This window comes from Nitrospirota bacterium (assembly GCA_040757335.1).
Classification (GTDB): domain Bacteria; phylum Nitrospirota; class Nitrospiria; order 2-01-FULL-66-17; family 2-01-FULL-66-17; genus JBFLXB01.
Window position 1 is genome coordinate 1 of sequence record JBFLXB010000049.1, and the last position, 17443, is coordinate 17443.

The 17443-nt window shown below is 60.1% G+C and carries 13 protein-coding genes; 6 read left to right on the plus strand and 7 right to left on the minus strand.

Annotation, left to right across the window (positions count from 1 at the left end; translation table 11 throughout):
- Positions 1-648 precede the first annotated feature (648 nt).
- The 6 genes from AB1451_16390 (at position 649) to AB1451_16415 (ending at position 5863) form a co-directional block, all read left to right on the plus strand.
- The gene (locus AB1451_16390) at positions 649-930 is read left to right on the plus strand and encodes a prevent-host-death protein (GenBank protein ID MEW6684475.1); all 282 of its coding nucleotides are present in this window, start codon (positions 649-651) and stop codon (positions 928-930) included.
- A complete protein-coding gene (locus AB1451_16395) occupies positions 921-1325 on the plus strand; it encodes a type II toxin-antitoxin system VapC family toxin (protein ID MEW6684476.1) in 405 nt (134 codons plus the stop codon). Before AB1451_16390 ends, AB1451_16395 begins: the two co-directional genes overlap by 10 nt.
- A gap of 224 nt (positions 1326-1549) precedes the next feature.
- Complete coding sequence (locus tag AB1451_16400; protein MEW6684477.1) at positions 1550-2059, plus strand: JAB domain-containing protein; 510 nt, start codon at positions 1550-1552, stop codon at positions 2057-2059.
- A complete protein-coding gene (locus tag AB1451_16405) occupies positions 2056-4095 on the plus strand; it encodes an ATP-dependent helicase (GenBank protein ID MEW6684478.1) in 2040 nt (679 codons plus the stop codon). The genes AB1451_16400 and AB1451_16405 overlap by 4 nt, the downstream gene beginning before the upstream one ends.
- Before the next feature lie 20 nt (positions 4096-4115).
- A complete protein-coding gene (locus tag AB1451_16410; protein ID MEW6684479.1) occupies positions 4116-4907 on the plus strand; it encodes a PD-(D/E)XK nuclease family protein in 792 nt (263 codons plus the stop codon).
- A gap of 17 nt (positions 4908-4924) precedes the next feature.
- Complete coding sequence (locus tag AB1451_16415; protein MEW6684480.1) at positions 4925-5863, plus strand: hypothetical protein; 939 nt, start codon at positions 4925-4927, stop codon at positions 5861-5863.
- 408 nt (positions 5864-6271) lie between these two features.
- Here AB1451_16415 and AB1451_16420 read toward each other — a convergent pair whose 3' ends face one another.
- The 7 genes from AB1451_16420 to AB1451_16450 form a co-directional block, all read right to left on the minus strand.
- Positions 6272-6916, minus strand: a complete 645-nt coding sequence (locus tag AB1451_16420; protein ID MEW6684481.1) for a Fic family protein — start codon at positions 6914-6916, stop codon at positions 6272-6274.
- Positions 6917-7075: 159 nt separating this feature from the next.
- Positions 7076-7819, minus strand: coding sequence for a hypothetical protein (locus tag AB1451_16425; GenBank protein ID MEW6684482.1), 744 nt, complete (start codon positions 7817-7819; stop codon positions 7076-7078).
- Between the two features lie 14 nt (positions 7820-7833).
- Complete coding sequence (locus AB1451_16430; protein ID MEW6684483.1) at positions 7834-9768, minus strand: patatin-like phospholipase family protein; 1935 nt, start codon at positions 9766-9768, stop codon at positions 7834-7836.
- A gap of 37 nt (positions 9769-9805) precedes the next feature.
- A complete protein-coding gene (locus AB1451_16435; GenBank protein MEW6684484.1) occupies positions 9806-12976 on the minus strand; it encodes a type I restriction endonuclease subunit R in 3171 nt (1056 codons plus the stop codon).
- A gap of 91 nt (positions 12977-13067) precedes the next feature.
- A complete protein-coding gene (locus tag AB1451_16440; GenBank protein MEW6684485.1) occupies positions 13068-14477 on the minus strand; it encodes an ATP-binding protein in 1410 nt (469 codons plus the stop codon).
- A gap of 121 nt (positions 14478-14598) precedes the next feature.
- The gene (locus AB1451_16445) at positions 14599-16365 is read right to left on the minus strand and encodes a DUF262 domain-containing protein (protein MEW6684486.1); all 1767 of its coding nucleotides are present in this window, start codon (positions 16363-16365) and stop codon (positions 14599-14601) included.
- 118 nt (positions 16366-16483) lie between these two features.
- On the minus strand, positions 16484-17275 hold the full coding sequence (locus AB1451_16450) for a hypothetical protein (protein ID MEW6684487.1): 792 nt from the start codon (positions 17273-17275) through the stop codon (positions 16484-16486).
- Between the last annotated feature and the right edge of the window lie 168 nt (positions 17276-17443).

Here is a 17443-nt window from a genome sequence, read left to right on the forward strand (position 1 = left end):
CCATGCCCGTTGACCCCCCTGGCCCCTGTCCACAGGGATAGATCGTCTGCTGCAGTCAAGTGGGGAATTCAGGTCCGGATCTGGGGCAGGACGCCCGTGCCAAACCTCCTGTGGGAAGACGGCCAGACAGGTGAGAACGTGAACCGCCCAGAAGTGAATGGGAACGGCCATGGTGGCCGATCCCATTCACTTCTCCCCAGTCGCCTAACCGCAACCGTTTCATCCCTGCCATGAGCATCTTGGGGTGGGTTTTGACACGATGTCAGAACCCACCCCATCGTGCACACCGGACCGCGGTGCTTGGGCGGGGTGGCGCGCGGGTTTGTGGTTCGGAAACACGCGGAACCCCAACCCCGAAAAATGAATTGGCCCCTGCGGGGTGGAGTGAGCCCGGCCCCCTCCATCCCTCCCCGGATAGGGAAGCGATCCTGCAGGCCTCCGCCCGTTCTGGGACGTTGGCGACGACCGCACCCTACGAAGCGAAAAACGATTCGGGGGCCGTTGGGACGGCGTGCCCTGCGACGTCCCAACGGCCCGGGGCGAACGAGAGGAGGGTGCCGCTATAGCCACCGCGCCGCTGGACCAGGTCCTAGACGATGTGTATAATGTAGAAAATCATATTTTACATATATGACAGGAAGGGGAACGATGGAAAAGACCATTAGCGCGACTGATGCAGTCCGCACGTTTTCGGAGATCTTGAATTCGATTAAGTACCGGGGTGATCGGTACACGATCGTGCGTGGCGGTAAACCAGTCGCGCTCATCGGTCCGGCCGAGACGCCGGTTCGGGAACGAACGCTCGGCGAACTGAACGCGCTGCTTCGTCACGTGCCTCGACTCGGAGAGGAAGCCGAGCGGTTTGACAAAGATCTACGGGAGATCATCACCCATCAACTCGCTCTGCCGGAGCCGGGTCGGTGGGGGTGATCCTCGACACCAGCGTCTTAATTGCGGTTGAGCGAGGAACCATCGCCCTCGAGGTCCTGACCGAAGGGAGAGAAGACGAGCCGTTTGGCCTGAGCGTCATGACAGTGGCGGAACTCCTCCACGGGGTGCATCGGGCGGATTCCGAGCGGCGGCGACTGGTCCGGGAAGCGTACGTCGAGAAGATTATCGAGAGTTTCCCCCTGTACCCCTTCAGCGTGGGTGCCGCCAGAATCTACGCCAGCCTTTGGGCCAGCTTGGCCAAGCGCGGCGTCCAGCTGGGGGCCCACGACCTCATCATTGGCTCGACGGCAATCTCGCTGGGGTTTTCGGTCCTGACCGCGGATCTCCGGGACTACCGAAAGATCAAGGGTCTCACGGTCGAGACCGTTCGATAACGTCTGGGAATTCTCGCCTCTTCTAGCGAGCCCCTGATCTAGCCGTCTCGTCGTTTCCCTCCTCCCCGGCCTCTGTTTCGGGACCCCTGAGACGAAGGCCGATGTCTTTTCTCGGCACTCCCCCGCATGTCTCTCATTCTCCTTCAGCCCGAAAAACGACCTCCGGATTCTGCGTGATCGGGGCGCGGCCCCGAACTCGTTGAATCCAGGCTAAGGAGGTTGCGATGGACGACACTCCAGACGGTAGAGCCGGACCTGCGTGCGGGCATGACCCGTCGAGGAAGGCGATCGCGGTGGTCCGGATCCAGATGGTCCGGGAGGGAAGGTTTCCCTACGGGTCCACCGCCATCGGCCAGTCCTCGGACGCGGCCAAGCTCGTCCAGACCTATCTCGCCGGCGCGGACCGCGAGTACTTCGTGCTCCTGCTGCTGGACGGCAAGCATCGGGTCAACGCCCTCAACGTGGTCGCGATCGGCTCGTTGACCGCGGCGCTCGTCCATGCCCGGGAGGTCTTCAAACCTGCGGTGCTCTCCAACGCGGCGGCCGTCATCTTGGCGCATAACCACCCCAGCGGCGATCCCGAGCCCAGTCGCGAGGATCGAGAATTGACTGAGCGATTAGTCAAGGCGGGGCGGCTCTTGGGCATCACCGTGCTCGACCACGTGATCGTGGGCGAGGAGCGGTTCTTCAGCTTCGCGGATCACCACCTGATTCCGAATGGAGGGTCCTTATGACGACCAAGACCATGCCGGTCACGCTGGAGCTATCCAACGCATGCACCGAACCCGTCCCTACCGACACCCTCCTGACCGCCCTCAATGCCGAGCAGCGCGAGGTGGCGATGCATGGGGAGGGGCCGCTGCTGGTGCTGGCGGTGGCGGGGTCGGGCAAGACCACGGCCATGGCGCATCGGGTCGGCTATCTGGTGTCAGCGCGGCAGATTCCGCCCGCTGAGATCCTGTGCCTGACCTTTACCAACAAGGCGGCCTGCGAAATGCGAGAGCGGATCGCCCGCGTGGCGCATCGGCCGATGCGGGACGTGACGGTCGCGACCTTCCACGGGTTCTGCGCCCGCCTCTTGCGCGCGCACCACGACCTCATTCCCCGCAGCGATCGCTTCCGCATCTACGACGGAGACGACAGTAACCGGCTGGTCAAAGCCGTGGCCACAGAGCTCGACGCGGCTGGGATGTGGGAGTCGTTGAGAGCGGACATTGACCGACTCAAGCACCTGGGCATTGCGCCGGGCGACGAGTTCGCCGCGTCGACGGGATCCGTCCCACCAGGCGCCTACCTCGCCCTGCTGGACGAGGCCTACCGCCGGTACGAGCAACATCTCGAACGGGACGACGCGCTCGATTTCCCGGATCTGCTGGTCAAGGCCCTGCGTCTGTTGGAGACCCATGCTCCGGTGGCGGATCGGGTACGGCGTCGTTATCGCCACATCCTGGTCGACGAGTACCAAGATACGTGTCCGTTGCAGGAACGCGTGCTCCAGCTCCTCGCGGCTCCGGCCTATAACGTCTGCGCGGTCGGGGACGACGACCAGGCGATCTACGCGTTTCGGCACGCGGACGCAGCCGGCATCCTCAACTTCGAGGCCCGCTTCCCCGGGGCGAAGGTGATTCGGATGGAAACGAATTACCGCTCCAGCGGGACGATCATCGCGGTCGCGCGCCGGATCATCAGCGCCAACCGCCACCGCACGCTCAAAGCCATTGCCACCCCCAACGCCACTGGCGAGCCTGTGGAGGTGGTCGCGTGTCGGTCCGCCGCACACGAGGCGGGCTGGATCGCCGAGTCCATTGTGCACCTCGCGCGGGACGGGGCCGGGTTCGGGGAGATCGCCATTCTGGGCCGCGTGGCTTCGCTCTTCCGTCCAATTGAGCAGGCGCTGGCCGACGCCCGGATCCCCTACAGCCTGGTCGAGGGGCCGGCGTTCTGGGAGCGCCGAGAAATCAAGGACGCGATGGCCTTCCTCCGCTTCATCGACGATCCCAGCGATGCGGTCAGCTTCAAGCGGATCGTCAACCTCCCGCCGCGAGGCGTAGGGAAGCGGGACATGGCGCGGATTGATCACGCGATCGTGGCCCACCGCGGCCAGCCGGTGACGGAGATCCTGCAGAGTATCGGTAGGATCCCGCCACGGCTCCGCGCCTTCCTCAACATGATGGACGCGCTCCGAGCCACGTCTCTTCCGATGAGCCGCTTGCTCGAAACTGTCCTGGAGCGGGTCGGGTACGAGGAGCACGTGACCAAGACCTACGCCGACTCAGCCAAGCGGCTGGCCAACCTGACCCAGCTCGTCGACCTCGCGCGGCGCTTTGACCGGGAGGTGGGAGGGGACCTGGGGGCCTTTCTCCTACACGCCGGCGTCGCCGGCAACGACCACGAGGCGGCTGGCAATCAGACGAAGACCGTGCGGCTCATGACGATCCACGCGGCCAAAGGCCTCGAGTTCCGGATCGTCTTCGTCGTCGGATTGGAGGACGGCGTGCTGCCCCACGCGCGCAACCGCGACAACCTCGAGGAAGAGCGGCGGCTCTTCTACGTGGCCGCGACGCGGGCGCGAGAGCGGCTCTTCCTCTCATGGTCGGCGCAACGGGTGGTCCAGGGACGAGAAATGAGTCATCGGCTGTCGCCCTTTGTGCGCGAGGTCCTGCCACAAAGGGCCGGAACGTGGGGCCGTGAGCGTGCCGACACGGCCGCCGATCCCGTGGTGATCTGTCACCAGCCCCGCCTTCAGAGACAGCGGAAGACGGTCGCGTAGCCGGTAGAGGAGGGACGTCCATGGCACTGTCGCACAGCAGGGTGACGCGATACGACTTCTGCCCGCGAGCGTACCGCTACTACTACCTCGATGGATGGCGACCCGTGGCGAAGAAGCCGGCGCTGCTCTTTGGCGACGCGATCGACCGCGGCCTCACCGCCCTGTTCCAGCGCGGCGCGGAGCCGGTGGCAGTCTTTGAGGCCGCATGGCAGGCGCTCAAGGACGCTGGGGTGGAGTGGGGCAAGCGATATTCGTGGGAGGCGCTCTTGGAGATCGGCAGGGGCGTGTTAACGCGCTTTGTGGCGGAGGAACTGCCCCGCTTCTCGAACGTAGCCCCCGAGCACGTGCAGCGAAGTCTCTCCGCCGAAGTCGACGGCGTCAGCTTTGTCGGGTATCCAGACCTGTACGGCGAGGTCGATGGCCTGCGCACGCTCGTGGATTTCAAGACCGCCCAGTCCGTCTACGACGCCGAAGAGGTCCAGCTCAACGAGCAATTGACCGCGTACTGGTGGCTGCTGGAGGCCAATGGCATCCCGGTGGATCGCGTGGCGTTTTGCGTCCTGCTCAAGCTCAAAGAACCGAAGATCGCCTGGTCCTTCGCAACCAGGACGCCGCAAGACATCGCGGAGTATCGGGCGAAGCTGGCCCTCGTGGCCGCCGACATCGCCCGCGGCCGCTTCCCCAAGAAGACGTCATCGTGCGGACTGTGGAGCGGGTGCGACTATCGGCCGTTGTGTCTCGGAAACGAGTCCGCCATCCGCACGCACCTGGTACTAACCGAGGAGATGTCGGACGAAGAAATCGTCGTGTAAAAGAAGGAGAGGACACCATGAATACGGGACAGAACGGAAAGGCCAACACGGGGAACGGAGTCGTTACACTCGATCCGGCGGAGCAGCTCCGGAAGGAGACCGAGATCAGCGACCGCGATTTCTACGCGGTGTACGACCGCCGACACGGCAAGCGCCTGATCCCCAGCGCTCGGGTCTACAACAACTGGGCCAAGGAAGCCGGGATTAAGACGCGGATCATCGAGGCCGGATGCGACGCGGACAAGGCCTGGGCGCACGTCAAGGGCTGGATCGGCCCGGAGACGAATCCCGTCCTGCAGCGCGAGGCGCGCGTCACGATCGTCTGGAAAACCGAGTGCGAGGATCTCGTCTGGAACGCCATCGCGCCCAAGACGGATCACAAAGGCCAGGTCGTCAAAGCGGGCAAACCCTACACGATCGGTCCCGACGGACACCCGGTCCTGACCGAACCGAGCGACCAGTTGGCCATCATCCAACAGCTCTCACGGCTGAAACGCTTCGGGGAACGCACGGCGGTGACCAAGGCCGAGGCGATCGTGGAGAAGAAACTGCTAGGCGTCGAGTATCGCGAGCCCGAAGAGATCACGCACGAGCAGCGGGAGACCGAGGCCGTGGCAGCAGCCAATGGCGAAACGGTGCAGCAGGCCCCAGGATCGGCCATCGAGCCGAAGCCGCCAATCGGGAACGGAGCTGCTGCAGCGACAGGCGAACCCTCTCGCCCTGGAAACCGGGCGCTGAACACAGTCGTAGAGATCAACGGCAAGCGTTTGCGGACGGCCGGCATCCAGGCTGATCAACTGCAGGCGATTTGGGCGGCGGCTCAGCGGTTGGGGAAAGGACCCGTGGCCGAGGTGCTCAAGGCGTTTGGCGCGGGGAAATCCGTACAGCTCTCGCGTGAGAAAGCGGACCAGGTGTTGGCGCGGCTCAAAGAGCGAATGTCGAGACTTCCTTGGTGACCGACTTCGGGCAACGCATTGCCCCTGGCTGGCGGGTTGTCCTACTCATATCGGGGCTGACCGCGCTCATATTTGGAAGCGTTCCATCAGCGGTCGTTTTCTGGAGTCGCTTTGTGAACTCGAAAAACCAAACGACATAGGAAGTTAGGCGAGCAGAAGGGAGAAGGGCACGCGTTTTTCAGCGTCCCATGTCTCGGCCGAACGGTGTTCCCCGACGCGCGGAACATTTGTGATAAAATGTCGTCGTGCGTACGCCATCCCTGCTCGAAACGAACCCTTATCTCAAGGACCCTGACAAGTACCAGAAGGCCCTCATCACCAACGTAAGCAGCTCTTCCGCGATTGAAACCGGCGCGTCCGTGGAATCGATTATAGAAACACTGACCGCGTCTGAAGTCACCAGCCAAATCAAGAAGCGGCTTCGCTCCGTTCGATAATCTCGGCAAAGATCCGCGTCATCGGCTCGTAGTTCCGCTCCAGCCCCGCTCGTACCGCTGAGAAATACGCCTCTCTTTTCTCACCAACAATCGCCCGGAAATCCAACAAAGGCAGTCCGGCCTGTAAGGCCATCAGGGACGAAAGCAATCGCGCGACACGCCCGTTTCCGTCTCGAAACGGGTGAATGAGCACCAATTCCGTGTGCACTTCCGCCAGTGCGCGCGCTACCTGTCCCTTGCCTGAAAAATTACAGGGTGTATCACGCTGCAACGGTCCTTGCTCGAACTCTGTCATCAAAGTAGCGATACGCGCTGCGGGAGCAAAAGGGAACTCTTCCTTACTGACGTTCACCTGCCGATACCGTCCCGCCCACTCATAGATATCCCCGAGCCACACTCGGTGAATTTCACAAATATCGGCTGCGGTGAAGCGGTGGGTCGCGTTAAGTGTCGCGATGAACCGATCTGTCGCGCGTTCAAGTGCCTCGGCCTCCGCGTCGTCCATCGCCTGCTTGGACGTGATCCCAAGGCGGTTCCTCAGAACCTGCTCGTTCGAGCCAGGCTCAAACTGCGCCTCGGGCAGTTCCGACACGTCATAGCGATTATCAGGTGTCAATTCACCCCCAGCACTACTCCAAACAAGTCGCGTTGATTTGGTCCGATGCCCATTACCGGCCCCATACACTCGCAGATAAGTAGCCTGTCCCTGTCTCTCAATAGAGCACCGCTCACACACGGAGGACCAGTGAACTTCCCTCTTGTTCACCACGACCCGTTAGTTGGCAGGACACCAAGTACCAATAACAACCGGATACCTTTTGGCCTTCCCGCCTTTAGAGATACGGATCGAACTAGACTCCTGTTGTAGTTGGTGTCCTATATAGGTCGTATCAACGATAGGACTGGCGAGGAGCGCTTTCCCTAACATGGAGATACGCTCCTTCGGAGTGACCAGTTTGATGGTCGACGCATGATAAGAGTCGCCCGAATCAAGGACTAAGAAGCCTTCCGGCATCAGATTTTGACACACCTGGTGTACTATGCGCGTGTTTCCTTCCGAAACCTCACAATGAAAATCGAGAAACATCAGGTGTCGACTCTCATTTTGTCGGTCAAGTATCTCTGAACCCAGACTGACGTTGGCACTATCCCCTTCTACCAGCCTTTCGAGAACGCCTGACTCTAGGTCATCACGCCCGCACACAACGGCGAGGCCTTGTCCATTGTGAAAAAATGTTGCCTTTAGCAAAGCGTCGGTACACTGGCCTTTTCTGATGCAGGCTGAAAACACTGCCTCCCAGAATGGCAGCTTTGTGTTCTCCCGAATCAAGAGTGCCTGCTCGACAATCTCTTTCTCGAAGTCCGTCAGTGCGACCCGCTCCTGAAGCGGCGGTGGTGAAATATACTTGAAGACCGTGCATCCCTTGACTGTCTCTTGTGCGAGAAGAATAACGCGGTACGCCACCGCAGCTGATTTTCCCAAGAGGCCAGTCAAGTCGGCTGAGGTTAGTCTGGGCACGACACTCGCTCCTTTCAACTCTCAGGCCGTGCTGCGCCCTCGATTGAGCGAAAATTGCCATAGTTGAAGTCTTTGATTCGTTCATTCAACGGCAGGTCACAGGTCGCGAGTAAAACCTCTCGTAAGCTAACGGGCACTCCAGGGAGAGGCGCGCTCACTCCACTCACAACCAAGCTAGACACAGAGCGCAAACCTGCTCTATTGAGATAGAAAACACGCGTGTTTCCTTCAACAGCGACAAATGAGTCCTGCCATTTCTCGAAAACCGGCGGCGTGACCGTCGAGACGTACTGCCCATCCGCAAAAATATCTGCCGGCTCGCAGAAAGGAATTGAGTAGCGATTGTACAGCGTCACCAGGTGTCCAATTTGGCGGTACTTGAAAGAGCGCACTCGGCGGACCACCAGTTGGACAGGCTCGACAGGATGGTCTAGCGGCACCTCCTGCATTTCAATTGAAACGGAAGGTGTGCTGTACTGATTCACGCCTTCCTTGAGCAGCCTTATCAGGCTCTCCGGATTGCCTCTTTCCAACCGCAGCCCCGGCCGGTTGGTATCTGCCTGGGGAATGAGTTGGTCCAACGTCTTCAGGAGGGCATCGATCACAGGACGGTGCCTGATTCCGATATACACAGCACCCTTTGGTGAAAACGGTGTTTCGCTGATATTTAGTACAAAGGCCGCGTTGTGGCGGTCGTCTACTCGGCTGAGGACGAAACAGCTAAGAGGGATCTCGCTGGCCTCGACGATCCGGGCCCCAAGCTTCTTAAGTACTCGTCGTCGTTGTCGTTCCCTAGCGGACGGCGATCCCGCCTTTATCAGAATATCGACTGCGGCACCGGCGAACATCCAGTGTATGACTGAAGGAAAGAGCTTCCAGAACCAACCCGAGTCAGCACACGAGACAACCAGACGTTTGCCCGGTGTCGCCATCTCTCTGACCAGGTCGTCGTACAATTCGTCATCGCCGTACCTTGCGACATCGAGACTTAGGGAGTCAGTGACGTTTGTATGCTCATTTCGGATGAAGTCCACGACAGCGGACTCACCTGCCTCCAGCAAGAAACGAACTTCATCCTCAGTTATTTCAAAATTGGTACTCGATATGTCGCCGGTTTTTATCTCAACAGAACTGATATTGCTTTGTATACCGGTCTGCAGTTTCGTGGCTCCGCTAATGGCTGCGTCGATCAAGCGCAAGACCAACCCGCTGAGCGTGCGGTCTATCATCGGGGTTTCATTTCCCACAAGGCGAAACGCTAGAATGCGGCCCCCGAGAGCTTGTGCGTCGCCTTCCGAACTGGCAAACACGAACGATGGAAGATTGCTCAACATGCCGCCGTCAACGTAGAGAGCGTTTCCAGATTCGACGGGTTCAAAGAAAAGTGGAATGGAGCACGAGCTGCGGACAGCCATCGCCACGGTTTCATCAGGCGTTTCCTGCTTGCTCCAGACCTTAGGACGCCTCCCGGCCAGGTCTGTTGCGACCACCCAGGTTGGCAGAATCAGATCCTTGAACTTTATGGGCCGCTGAGCTCCTGGAAGCAACTCGGCAAGGAGTTGATCCAGCCATTCTTCCAGTTTTTCAGACGAGTAAGCCGAACCACTAAGGAGGACCTTCCCGAGAAGCCTTTTCCGGCCCAAAAGAAACGGACTTGCCACACGACCCAACCAAGGCGTAGAAATTCGGCCTTGGGGTTCTGCAAGCAATTCACGGAACTTCAGGTAGGCGGTCTTGTTGAGCAGAAACTGTGGGTCTGCCCCAGCTCCAATCAGAACGGCAATAATTGATCCGGCCGATGTGCCAGCGACTTCTGAGAAATTGACTCCGCATTGAATCGCTGCTTTGTATGCGCCAACGTGAGCTGCACCTCGGCAGCCCCCGCCTTCAAATACTCCTCGACAGGCCTGGAAAAAAACTGTCGACGGGTATTGCACATTCGGACTCACGCTCCACCTCCGTCGCCAATTCCTGCTCTGTTCGTCATCACGCCGCCCACTCTGCGCACAGCACCTCGGCTTGTTCGAGCACCGTCTGCGTGGCCTTCTCTTGCTTGTCTGGCGGGTAGCCGTGCTTGCGCAAGATGCGTTTCACAAAAACTCGTAGTTGCGCGCGCACGTTCTCGCGCACCGTCCAATCGATTTTCACGTTCTTGCGCACGGTCTCGACCAGTTCCTTGGCGATCATCTTGAGCGTCGGTTCGCCCAGAACCTTCACCGCGCTGTCGTTGACTTCCAGCGCGTCGTAGAACGCGAGTTCGTCGTCGGACAACCCAAGCTGCTCGCCGCGCGCGTTCGCGGCCCGCATGTCCTTGGCCAGACCGATCAACTCTTCCAGCACCTGCGCGGCTTCGATCGCGCGGTTTTGGTAGCGACGGATCGCTTGTTCCAGCATGTCGGCAAACGAGCGACCCTGTACCACGTTCTTTTGCCGACGCAGGCGAATCTCGCCAGTCAATAGTTTGCGTAACAGTTCCACAGCCAAGTTACGCTGCGGCATGCCGCGGACTTCGGCGAGGAATTCGTCGGAGAGAATGGAGATGTCCGGCTTCTTGAGGCCCGCGGCTGTGAAGATGTCCACCACCTGATCGGAGGCCACGGCCTTGGACACGATCTGCCGGATCGCGTGGTCGAGCTCTTCATCGGTCTTGCGCTCGCCGGGCACGTTCTTGGCCAGCACCGCGCGCACGGCCTGGAAGAACCCGACGTCGTCGCGAATACGGAGCGCGTCTTCGTGGGGCACCGCGAGGGCAAACGCCTGCGACAACTCGGTGACCGCTCGGAGCAATCGGGGCTTGCCGTCCTCCAATGCCAGGATGTGTTCCTGCGCAGCAGGCAGGGCGCTCAGTCGCTCTTGCGGTGTGCCTGAGACCCACTTGGTCCAATCAAAACCGTGGAACAATCCGCAACAGACTTCGTATTTCTCCAGCATCACGGCAACCGCCTCGGCCTGATCGATCGCCGTCTTGCCGGTCCCGCCGCTTTCCGTGTACGTGGCCAACGCTTGCTTCAGCTCGGCGGCAAGGCCGAGGTAGTCCACCACCAATCCGCCCGGCTTGTCCTTGAACACGCGGTTCACGCGCGCGATGGTCTGCATGAGCCCGTGGCCGCGCATGGGCTTGTCCACGTACATGGTGTGCAGGCTGGGTGCATCAAAGCCTGTGAGCCACATGTCGCGCACGATCACGATCTTGAACGGATCGTGAGCGTCGCGGAAGCGCGGGGCCAATGCCTCGCGCCGCACCTTGTTGCGGATGTGCGGCTGCCAATCGGGCGGATCGGTCGCCGAGCCCGTCATCACCACCTTGATCATGCCCTGGTCATCCACGTCGTGTTGCCACTGCGGGCGTAGGGCCACGATCTCTTTGTACAGCTCCACGCAGATGCGGCGGCTCATGCACACGATCATGGCCTTGCCGTCCATGGTGGCCAGCCGGTTCTCGAAATGCTCCACCAGATCGCGGGCGATCAACCGGACCCGTTGTGCCGAGCCCACGACGGCTTCGAGCTGCGCCCACTTGGTCTTGAGCTTCTCCCGCTGCTCAACCTCCTCGCCCTCAGTGGCTTCCTCGAATTCGGGATCGATCTTGGGGCGCTCGGACTCCTTCAGGGCGAGCTTTGCGAGCCGGCTCTCGTAGTAGATGGGCACGGTCGCGCGATCCAGCACCGCGCGTTGTATGTCGTAGACGCTGATGTAGTCGCCGAACACCGCGCGCGTGTTCGCATCGGTCTTTTCGATCGGCGTCCCGGTAAAGCCGATGAACGAGGCATTGGGCAACGCATCGCGCATGTGCCGGGCAAAACCGTCAATGAAGTCGTATTGCGACCGGTGCGCTTCATCCGCAATCACCACAATGTTCCGCCGCTCCGACAACGGTCCGACCTGTCCGATTGGTCCGACTTGTCCGACCACCGGCATGAACTTCTGGATCGTGGTAAAGACCACCCCACCCCCGGCCACGCGCAACTTCTCCCGCAGGTCCGCGCGGTTCTCCGCCTGAACCGGCGCTTGCCGCAACAGGTCCTGGCAGCGCGCAAACGTGCCAAAGAGTTGATCGTCCAAATCATTGCGATCGGTCAGCACCACGATCGTGGGATTGGCCATGGCGGGATGCAGAATGATGCGCCCAGCGTAAAACGCCATGCTCAGGCTTTTTCCCGACCCCTGCGTGTGCCACACCACGCCCACACGCCGATCCCCTGGTTCCCCGCCCGGCTTCTGCCCCGCCGCGTAACGTCCAAGCTGCTCAGGCGACACCTCCGCGGCCACTTCCATCATGCGACTGGCGCGAAGCGTCTCTTCCACCGCCACATTCACGGCGTGGAACTGGTGATACCCCGCCATCTTCTTGGCCAACGACCCGCCGCCCAGGTCCTCGAACACCAGGAAGTGCCGAACTAGTGTAAGAAACCACCGCTTGTCGAACACGCCCTCCAAAACGACCTGCAACTCGGCCAGACTCGGCGGCGCATCCTCGCGCCCGCCAATGGTGCGCCACGGCTTGAACCACTCGCGCCCAGCTCCGAGCGAACCGATCCGCGCCTGCACGCCGTCAGAGACGACAAGCGCCGCGTTGTAGGCAAAGAGCGTGGAGAGCTCGGCTTGATACGTCTGGAGTTGCTTGAACGCGGTCCAGACCGTGGCGTCCTCGTCAGCCGGGTTCTTAAGTTCGATCACCGCCAGCGGGAGCCCATTGACGAATAGCACGATGTCGGGCCGCCGAATGTGCTGCCCCTCGGCTACCGTGAACTGGTTGACCGCGACCCAATCGTTATTATCTGGCTTGTCGAAGTCGAACACGCGCGCCTGCGCCCCGGCAATGGAGCCGTCCGGGCGCCGATACTCCACATCAACGCCCTCAACAAGCATCCGGTGCACCGCGCGGTTGCGCTCCAGAAGCGAGGGCGCATCGATTCGCGTGAGCTTGCGGAACGCGTCCTCGAGCGCTTCGGCCGGCAGGTCGGGATTGAGCGTGACCAGCGCCTGTTGTAAGCGCCGCTCCAAGACGACGTCGCGGTAATTCGGGTCGCTGCGCTCAGCCCCCGGCTCGTCCGTTGCGATCTCGGGGCCGTGCAGCACCGAGTAGCCGATGGCCTCCAGCCAGGCCAGGGCAGCGTCTTCGACGACAGATTCGGTAAAGGAGGAGCCCGTCGTCATATCAGCCTAATTGGGCCTAAATGAGAATCCATCGGTTTTTTAAGGGGTTGGGATCTCCAAACCGGGAACCACCGGTTCACGCCTAAATAACTCAGGCCCAGAACGGGACATAGCGCGCGTACTTCTTGGAGCCGCTCTCTGGATCCTCTTGCTTGATCAATCCCGCATCCACCGTGTCGCGGAGAATTCGCGAGACGGTCTCGGCCCGCTCATCCGAGAGGCCAAAACGCTTGCGCAACGTCTGGTTGCCCACCGTCTCCCGCATCACGTAGCGGAGACAGCAGTGTTGATAACACGCACGAACGCGGTCATCACGGCTCATGTCGGAAAAGGGGCGATGGCTATAGAGAATACAGGTCGTCCGGACGTTGTCCACTCGAAACTCCGGAGCCGGCAACTGGAACACTTCGGCGGCATCGACGATCTTGTCGATCCCGCTGCCCTTTTCCTCGCAAATGCCGAGGCGACGCATCAGGTCGGCCAGTTGCTCGTTCCGAGAACGGTACTCGTCGATGAATCGCTCCGGCTGCACGCCGGGCTGCCCCGGATTCGAGACCTCGATGCGGTCATCGTAGATCTCAATCATGACGGACACACCCGACTGCGTGAAGTCCTGATGGATGAGCGCGTTCGCGACCAGTTCACGAATCGCGATCGTCGGGTACATCCGGGCGTCACGGCGCAATGCTTGTTCGATCACTTCATTGGCGGGAGTCTGTGACTCAACGAACTGCACCAGTCCGTCGAACGCAATCGCGTAGCCCTTGCTACCGGTCTGCTCCCGCTTGGTGCGCAACTTGCTTTTGCCGTCGTACACGATGACGCGTGGCGCTTTGCGCGCCAAGCCCTCGAATTCGTCCAGTCGCTTCGCAAACAGGGCCGCGCCGAGGTTCGTGATGGCGAGGCCCTGCCGTGTTTTGCTGACGAGCCGTTCGTGCTCGATCCGATCCAACACCGCCTCGCGGGTCGCCGGATACGGCAATTTGAGCATGTCGAAGTAACTCTGGGTATCCAGCGATTGAATGACATCAGCGGCCGACAACCCATCTCGCGCCGGCTCCAACAACCAGCCCGGCTTCCCCTCGTTGAAGATCGCCCGCAACCGATCCTCGGTCATCGAAACCGTGTCCTCGCCCGAACGCATCAGGTAGGCCCCTTCGAACGAGTACGCAGTGCCAACCGGGCGGTGTGGAACGTGAAAGATCACGACGCGACCGTCAGGTTGCGGAAGCTCCTCCACGCTCACGCGGAACCGCAGCTTGTCGAGGATGCGGCTCTGGATCTCGGCCAGGTTCGGGAATGCGCTGCTGCCGACCACTTTCCGGGGTGGCTTGTCCGTCACCCCGAGGATCAACTTGCCGCCGCCCTCATTGGCCAAGGCGACGCAATAACGAAAGAGCTTGGTCAGGTCGTACTGGTTTTTGGCCTCTTTGAACTCGAGGTGCTCGCCTTCACGCGGCGCGCTCATCCAGCGGTTGAGTTCATCTACGGTGGTCGTCATGCTGGCACCTTACCGACAAAATGCTCGAGGGCAGGCTCGCCTGCCGCAATCTCCGGTCCGTAGAGCACGAGTAGCCGAGGCCCGCCCACCACGGATTCAGAAAAGGCGTTCACATACGGCCCTAACGCAGCGTCTCAAACCCCCGCCGAATGATGGCCGCCATGAGCTTCCGGCGTTCCTGCAGGAAGGTTTCATATGGCATTCTCTCCCAGTCTCGCGGCATGGCATGATACTCAGACATCCGCGACCACTCGTCCGAAGAGAAACGAGATTTGATGGTAGGCACATAGTCCTCGGGCGGGTCGTCGCTGATGTCGATGTTCTCAGGCCACTCCAGTAATGCGAAGTTCGCCACTTGGTTAATCTTCTTCAGGTCATCGATCCCCTGTTTCTCCAACCAGGCACGGGGGAACAGGTGATGTCGCTCCAGCGATTTTTTCTTAGTTCTGATGGTGGGGTCCAGTAGATCTTGAATCTTCTTGTGAGAAAACAGAACAGGAGCCCCCAGCCGGTTCTGTGCCGCGATGTATGCAAACAGCTCCGGATTTCGCGCAGAGGAACTGTCCAGATTCGCGGGGAGGGTCACCGTCCAGAAGTCGTTGGTCAACTCATTCGCCATCATCTCTTCGAGGATGCGTGCGAACGACTCTCCATCCTTCGCCTCCTTCAGTCGGTTCAGGTCGCCGTCCATGACAGTCTCGGGCGATCCCGTATACCGCCCGGTGAGGCTCGACGCAAAGAACCACCGCCCGATCAATTTCTGGAGCCGATGCTCCGGCAGTCCAAAGCGCTTCCGCCCGATGAGGTAAAACGCGTAGGCATAAAGCAGGGAGTTCTGTGATGAGATCATCTCAGCACTGCGGAAGCCTGCACCAATGAGGCACGACAAAAACTGGTGCCAGTGGGTGAGGTTCAATACCTCGGCTTGTGCATCCTGGAGCACCTTGAACTGGGCGTCCCGTCGCTCGTTGGAGAATTCCCCAGTGTCCAAATCTTTACCTCGGAGTACCTGGTACACGCTCTTGAGACGCCCACGTTCAAATCCCAACGCGATGGCGACGCGCAGCAGTTGGTCTGGGTCCGGCTGAAGGAAGTGATTGAAGGGGGATGCGGGCGCTGCCGGGTCCGGCGCTTTGCGCGACTGCCGACAGAAGGTCTCAAGCGCACTTCGTCCCTCGTCCCAAAACACGGACATCAAGGTCAGGATGAAATCCGCCTGATTCAGCCGAACGCCCTCGCTGTTAATGCGCACGAAGATGTCGGCCACCTGCTCTTCGTCCACCGTTGGCGCAATTTCTAGCGCCGTAAAGGGGTACTTCTGGAGGTCGAACAGGCGGTCGAGGTTGTGCGCGATCCGCTCTTCGTCCTCCGGGGTCATGGCGCCTTTGGCTTCGAGCTGCTTAAGGAATCCTTTCACCATCTGATAGCTGGGTTTTCCCCCTGCCCAGACGCCGGAGATATTTGCGATCCACTCCGGGTCGCGCCGGATGGCCGCATCAGCCACCTCGAACTTGCCATCTCGTGGACGGAACGCCACCTCGATCTGACGCTCCTGGTAATCATCGTCCAGCACTTTCTTCCCTCGAAACACGGCAAAGAGTGCGGTCAGCCGCTGCTGACCATCTACTATCAAGCGGGACGGCACCGCATGCTGCTTGCCACCTAAGCCGATCTGCTTCACGCCATTTCCTGTGCCGTTTTCCCAAAACAGCAGATATCCGACCGGGAACCCGCGGTACATGGAGTCGAAGAGGTCACGCACCTTCGCGTTAGACCAGACGAACGGCCGCTGGATGTCCGGCAACCCGATGTCACCGATGTCGATATAGTGAAGAAGCCCGCTCAGGTCGTAATCTACTTTCTTGAAGCAAGTTTTCAGCTCACTCATGTGTTCACCTATCGCAGTATTTCCTCACGTCGGCGTCGTCAACGCGCCATACCACAGCCGGGGCCAATCAAAAAACCGAGGGTCTTTCACCAACTAACAAGCGCCCTTCTGGGCACCTCTATCTATCTACCCCAAAGTTGATACCAGTCTCTCGGGCTTCCCGACGCAGCAAATAGGTCACACACTTCGTTTGGATGGCTTCATGGAGATGACGCACTGTGGTTCCGAAGAACATATTCAGAATGGTTCCCATTGCCACGAGAGACGAGCCGCCCACCAATAACCAGCCAACGGTGGCGTTCTGCGTTCGCATCCCCAAACCCTCAGCAACTCCCACAAGAAGAAGGACACCTACCGAAGCAGATACTCCCCAGGCGACAAACTGTGAGTTTCGCCTGGCCTTCCAATAGAGTCGCTTCTGCAAGGACTCCCTCTCCGACGCGGCCGCGGCGAGCTGTTGTCTTGTTTGACGGTGTGCCTCTTGTTCCTCTCGGACTTTCTCGTTCTCCTCCTTTCTAATTTCAGCGGATACGCGTCGCAAGGTTTCGGTCACCGTTTCTTCCGTGAGGGCCGCCTCATCGCCAAGCGTCAGCCGCATCAGCTCTTCCAGTGCAACGGTGCTGCTTCGAAGTAGCTGATGATCTCTCTCAGAGATTCTCCCCTGCTTCTGTAGCTTGTCGATCTCCGTCAAGTACCGATCTAAAAGGTCTTTCGACGGTCGAAGAGCCGCGTACGAGTAAGCCAGGACTTCCGTCATCGGTACAGACGGCGCGCCCATCGGCGCTTTTAGCCAGGCCATATTGGCGAGACTAAAGTCGGTAATGACGCTTGAGACCGCGCAAGATTGATCGTGTTGCTTCCCGTACTCGTAGGCTGCACGCGCGAACGCCGTGTTACTGCTAACCAACACCGCTTTACTCCGCTCGACAGAATCTGGCGCTCTCCCCTGTTTGAGTCAATCCCTTTTTTAGTTGAGATTTGATCACGGCTCCCTGTGGTCTACCTACGCGGCCTGGGTGATCCGCGCCGAATCCGGCTCCGCGAGGCGCACCAAGGCCGCGCGGAGTTGGGGTAATGC

Bases quoted from the DNA above. Each gene is read 5' to 3' on its own strand.
- AB1451_16390 (MEW6684475.1), top strand. From the start codon at position 649: ATGGAAAAGACCATTAGCGCGACTGATGCAGTCCGCACGTTTTCGGAG.
- AB1451_16400 (MEW6684477.1), top strand. From the start codon at position 1,550: ATGGACGACACTCCAGACGGTAGAGCCGGACCTGCGTGCGGGCATGAC.
- AB1451_16405 (MEW6684478.1), top strand. From the start codon at position 2,056: ATGACGACCAAGACCATGCCGGTCACGCTGGAGCTATCCAACGCATGC.
- AB1451_16410 (MEW6684479.1), top strand. From the start codon at position 4,116: ATGGCACTGTCGCACAGCAGGGTGACGCGATACGACTTCTGCCCGCGA.
- AB1451_16415 (MEW6684480.1), top strand. From the start codon at position 4,925: ATGAATACGGGACAGAACGGAAAGGCCAACACGGGGAACGGAGTCGTT.
- AB1451_16435 (MEW6684484.1), bottom strand. From the start codon at position 12,976: ATGACGACGGGCTCCTCCTTTACCGAATCTGTCGTCGAAGACGCTGCC.
- AB1451_16440 (MEW6684485.1), bottom strand. From the start codon at position 14,477: ATGACGACCACCGTAGATGAACTCAACCGCTGGATGAGCGCGCCGCGT.
- AB1451_16445 (MEW6684486.1), bottom strand. From the start codon at position 16,365: ATGAGTGAGCTGAAAACTTGCTTCAAGAAAGTAGATTACGACCTGAGC.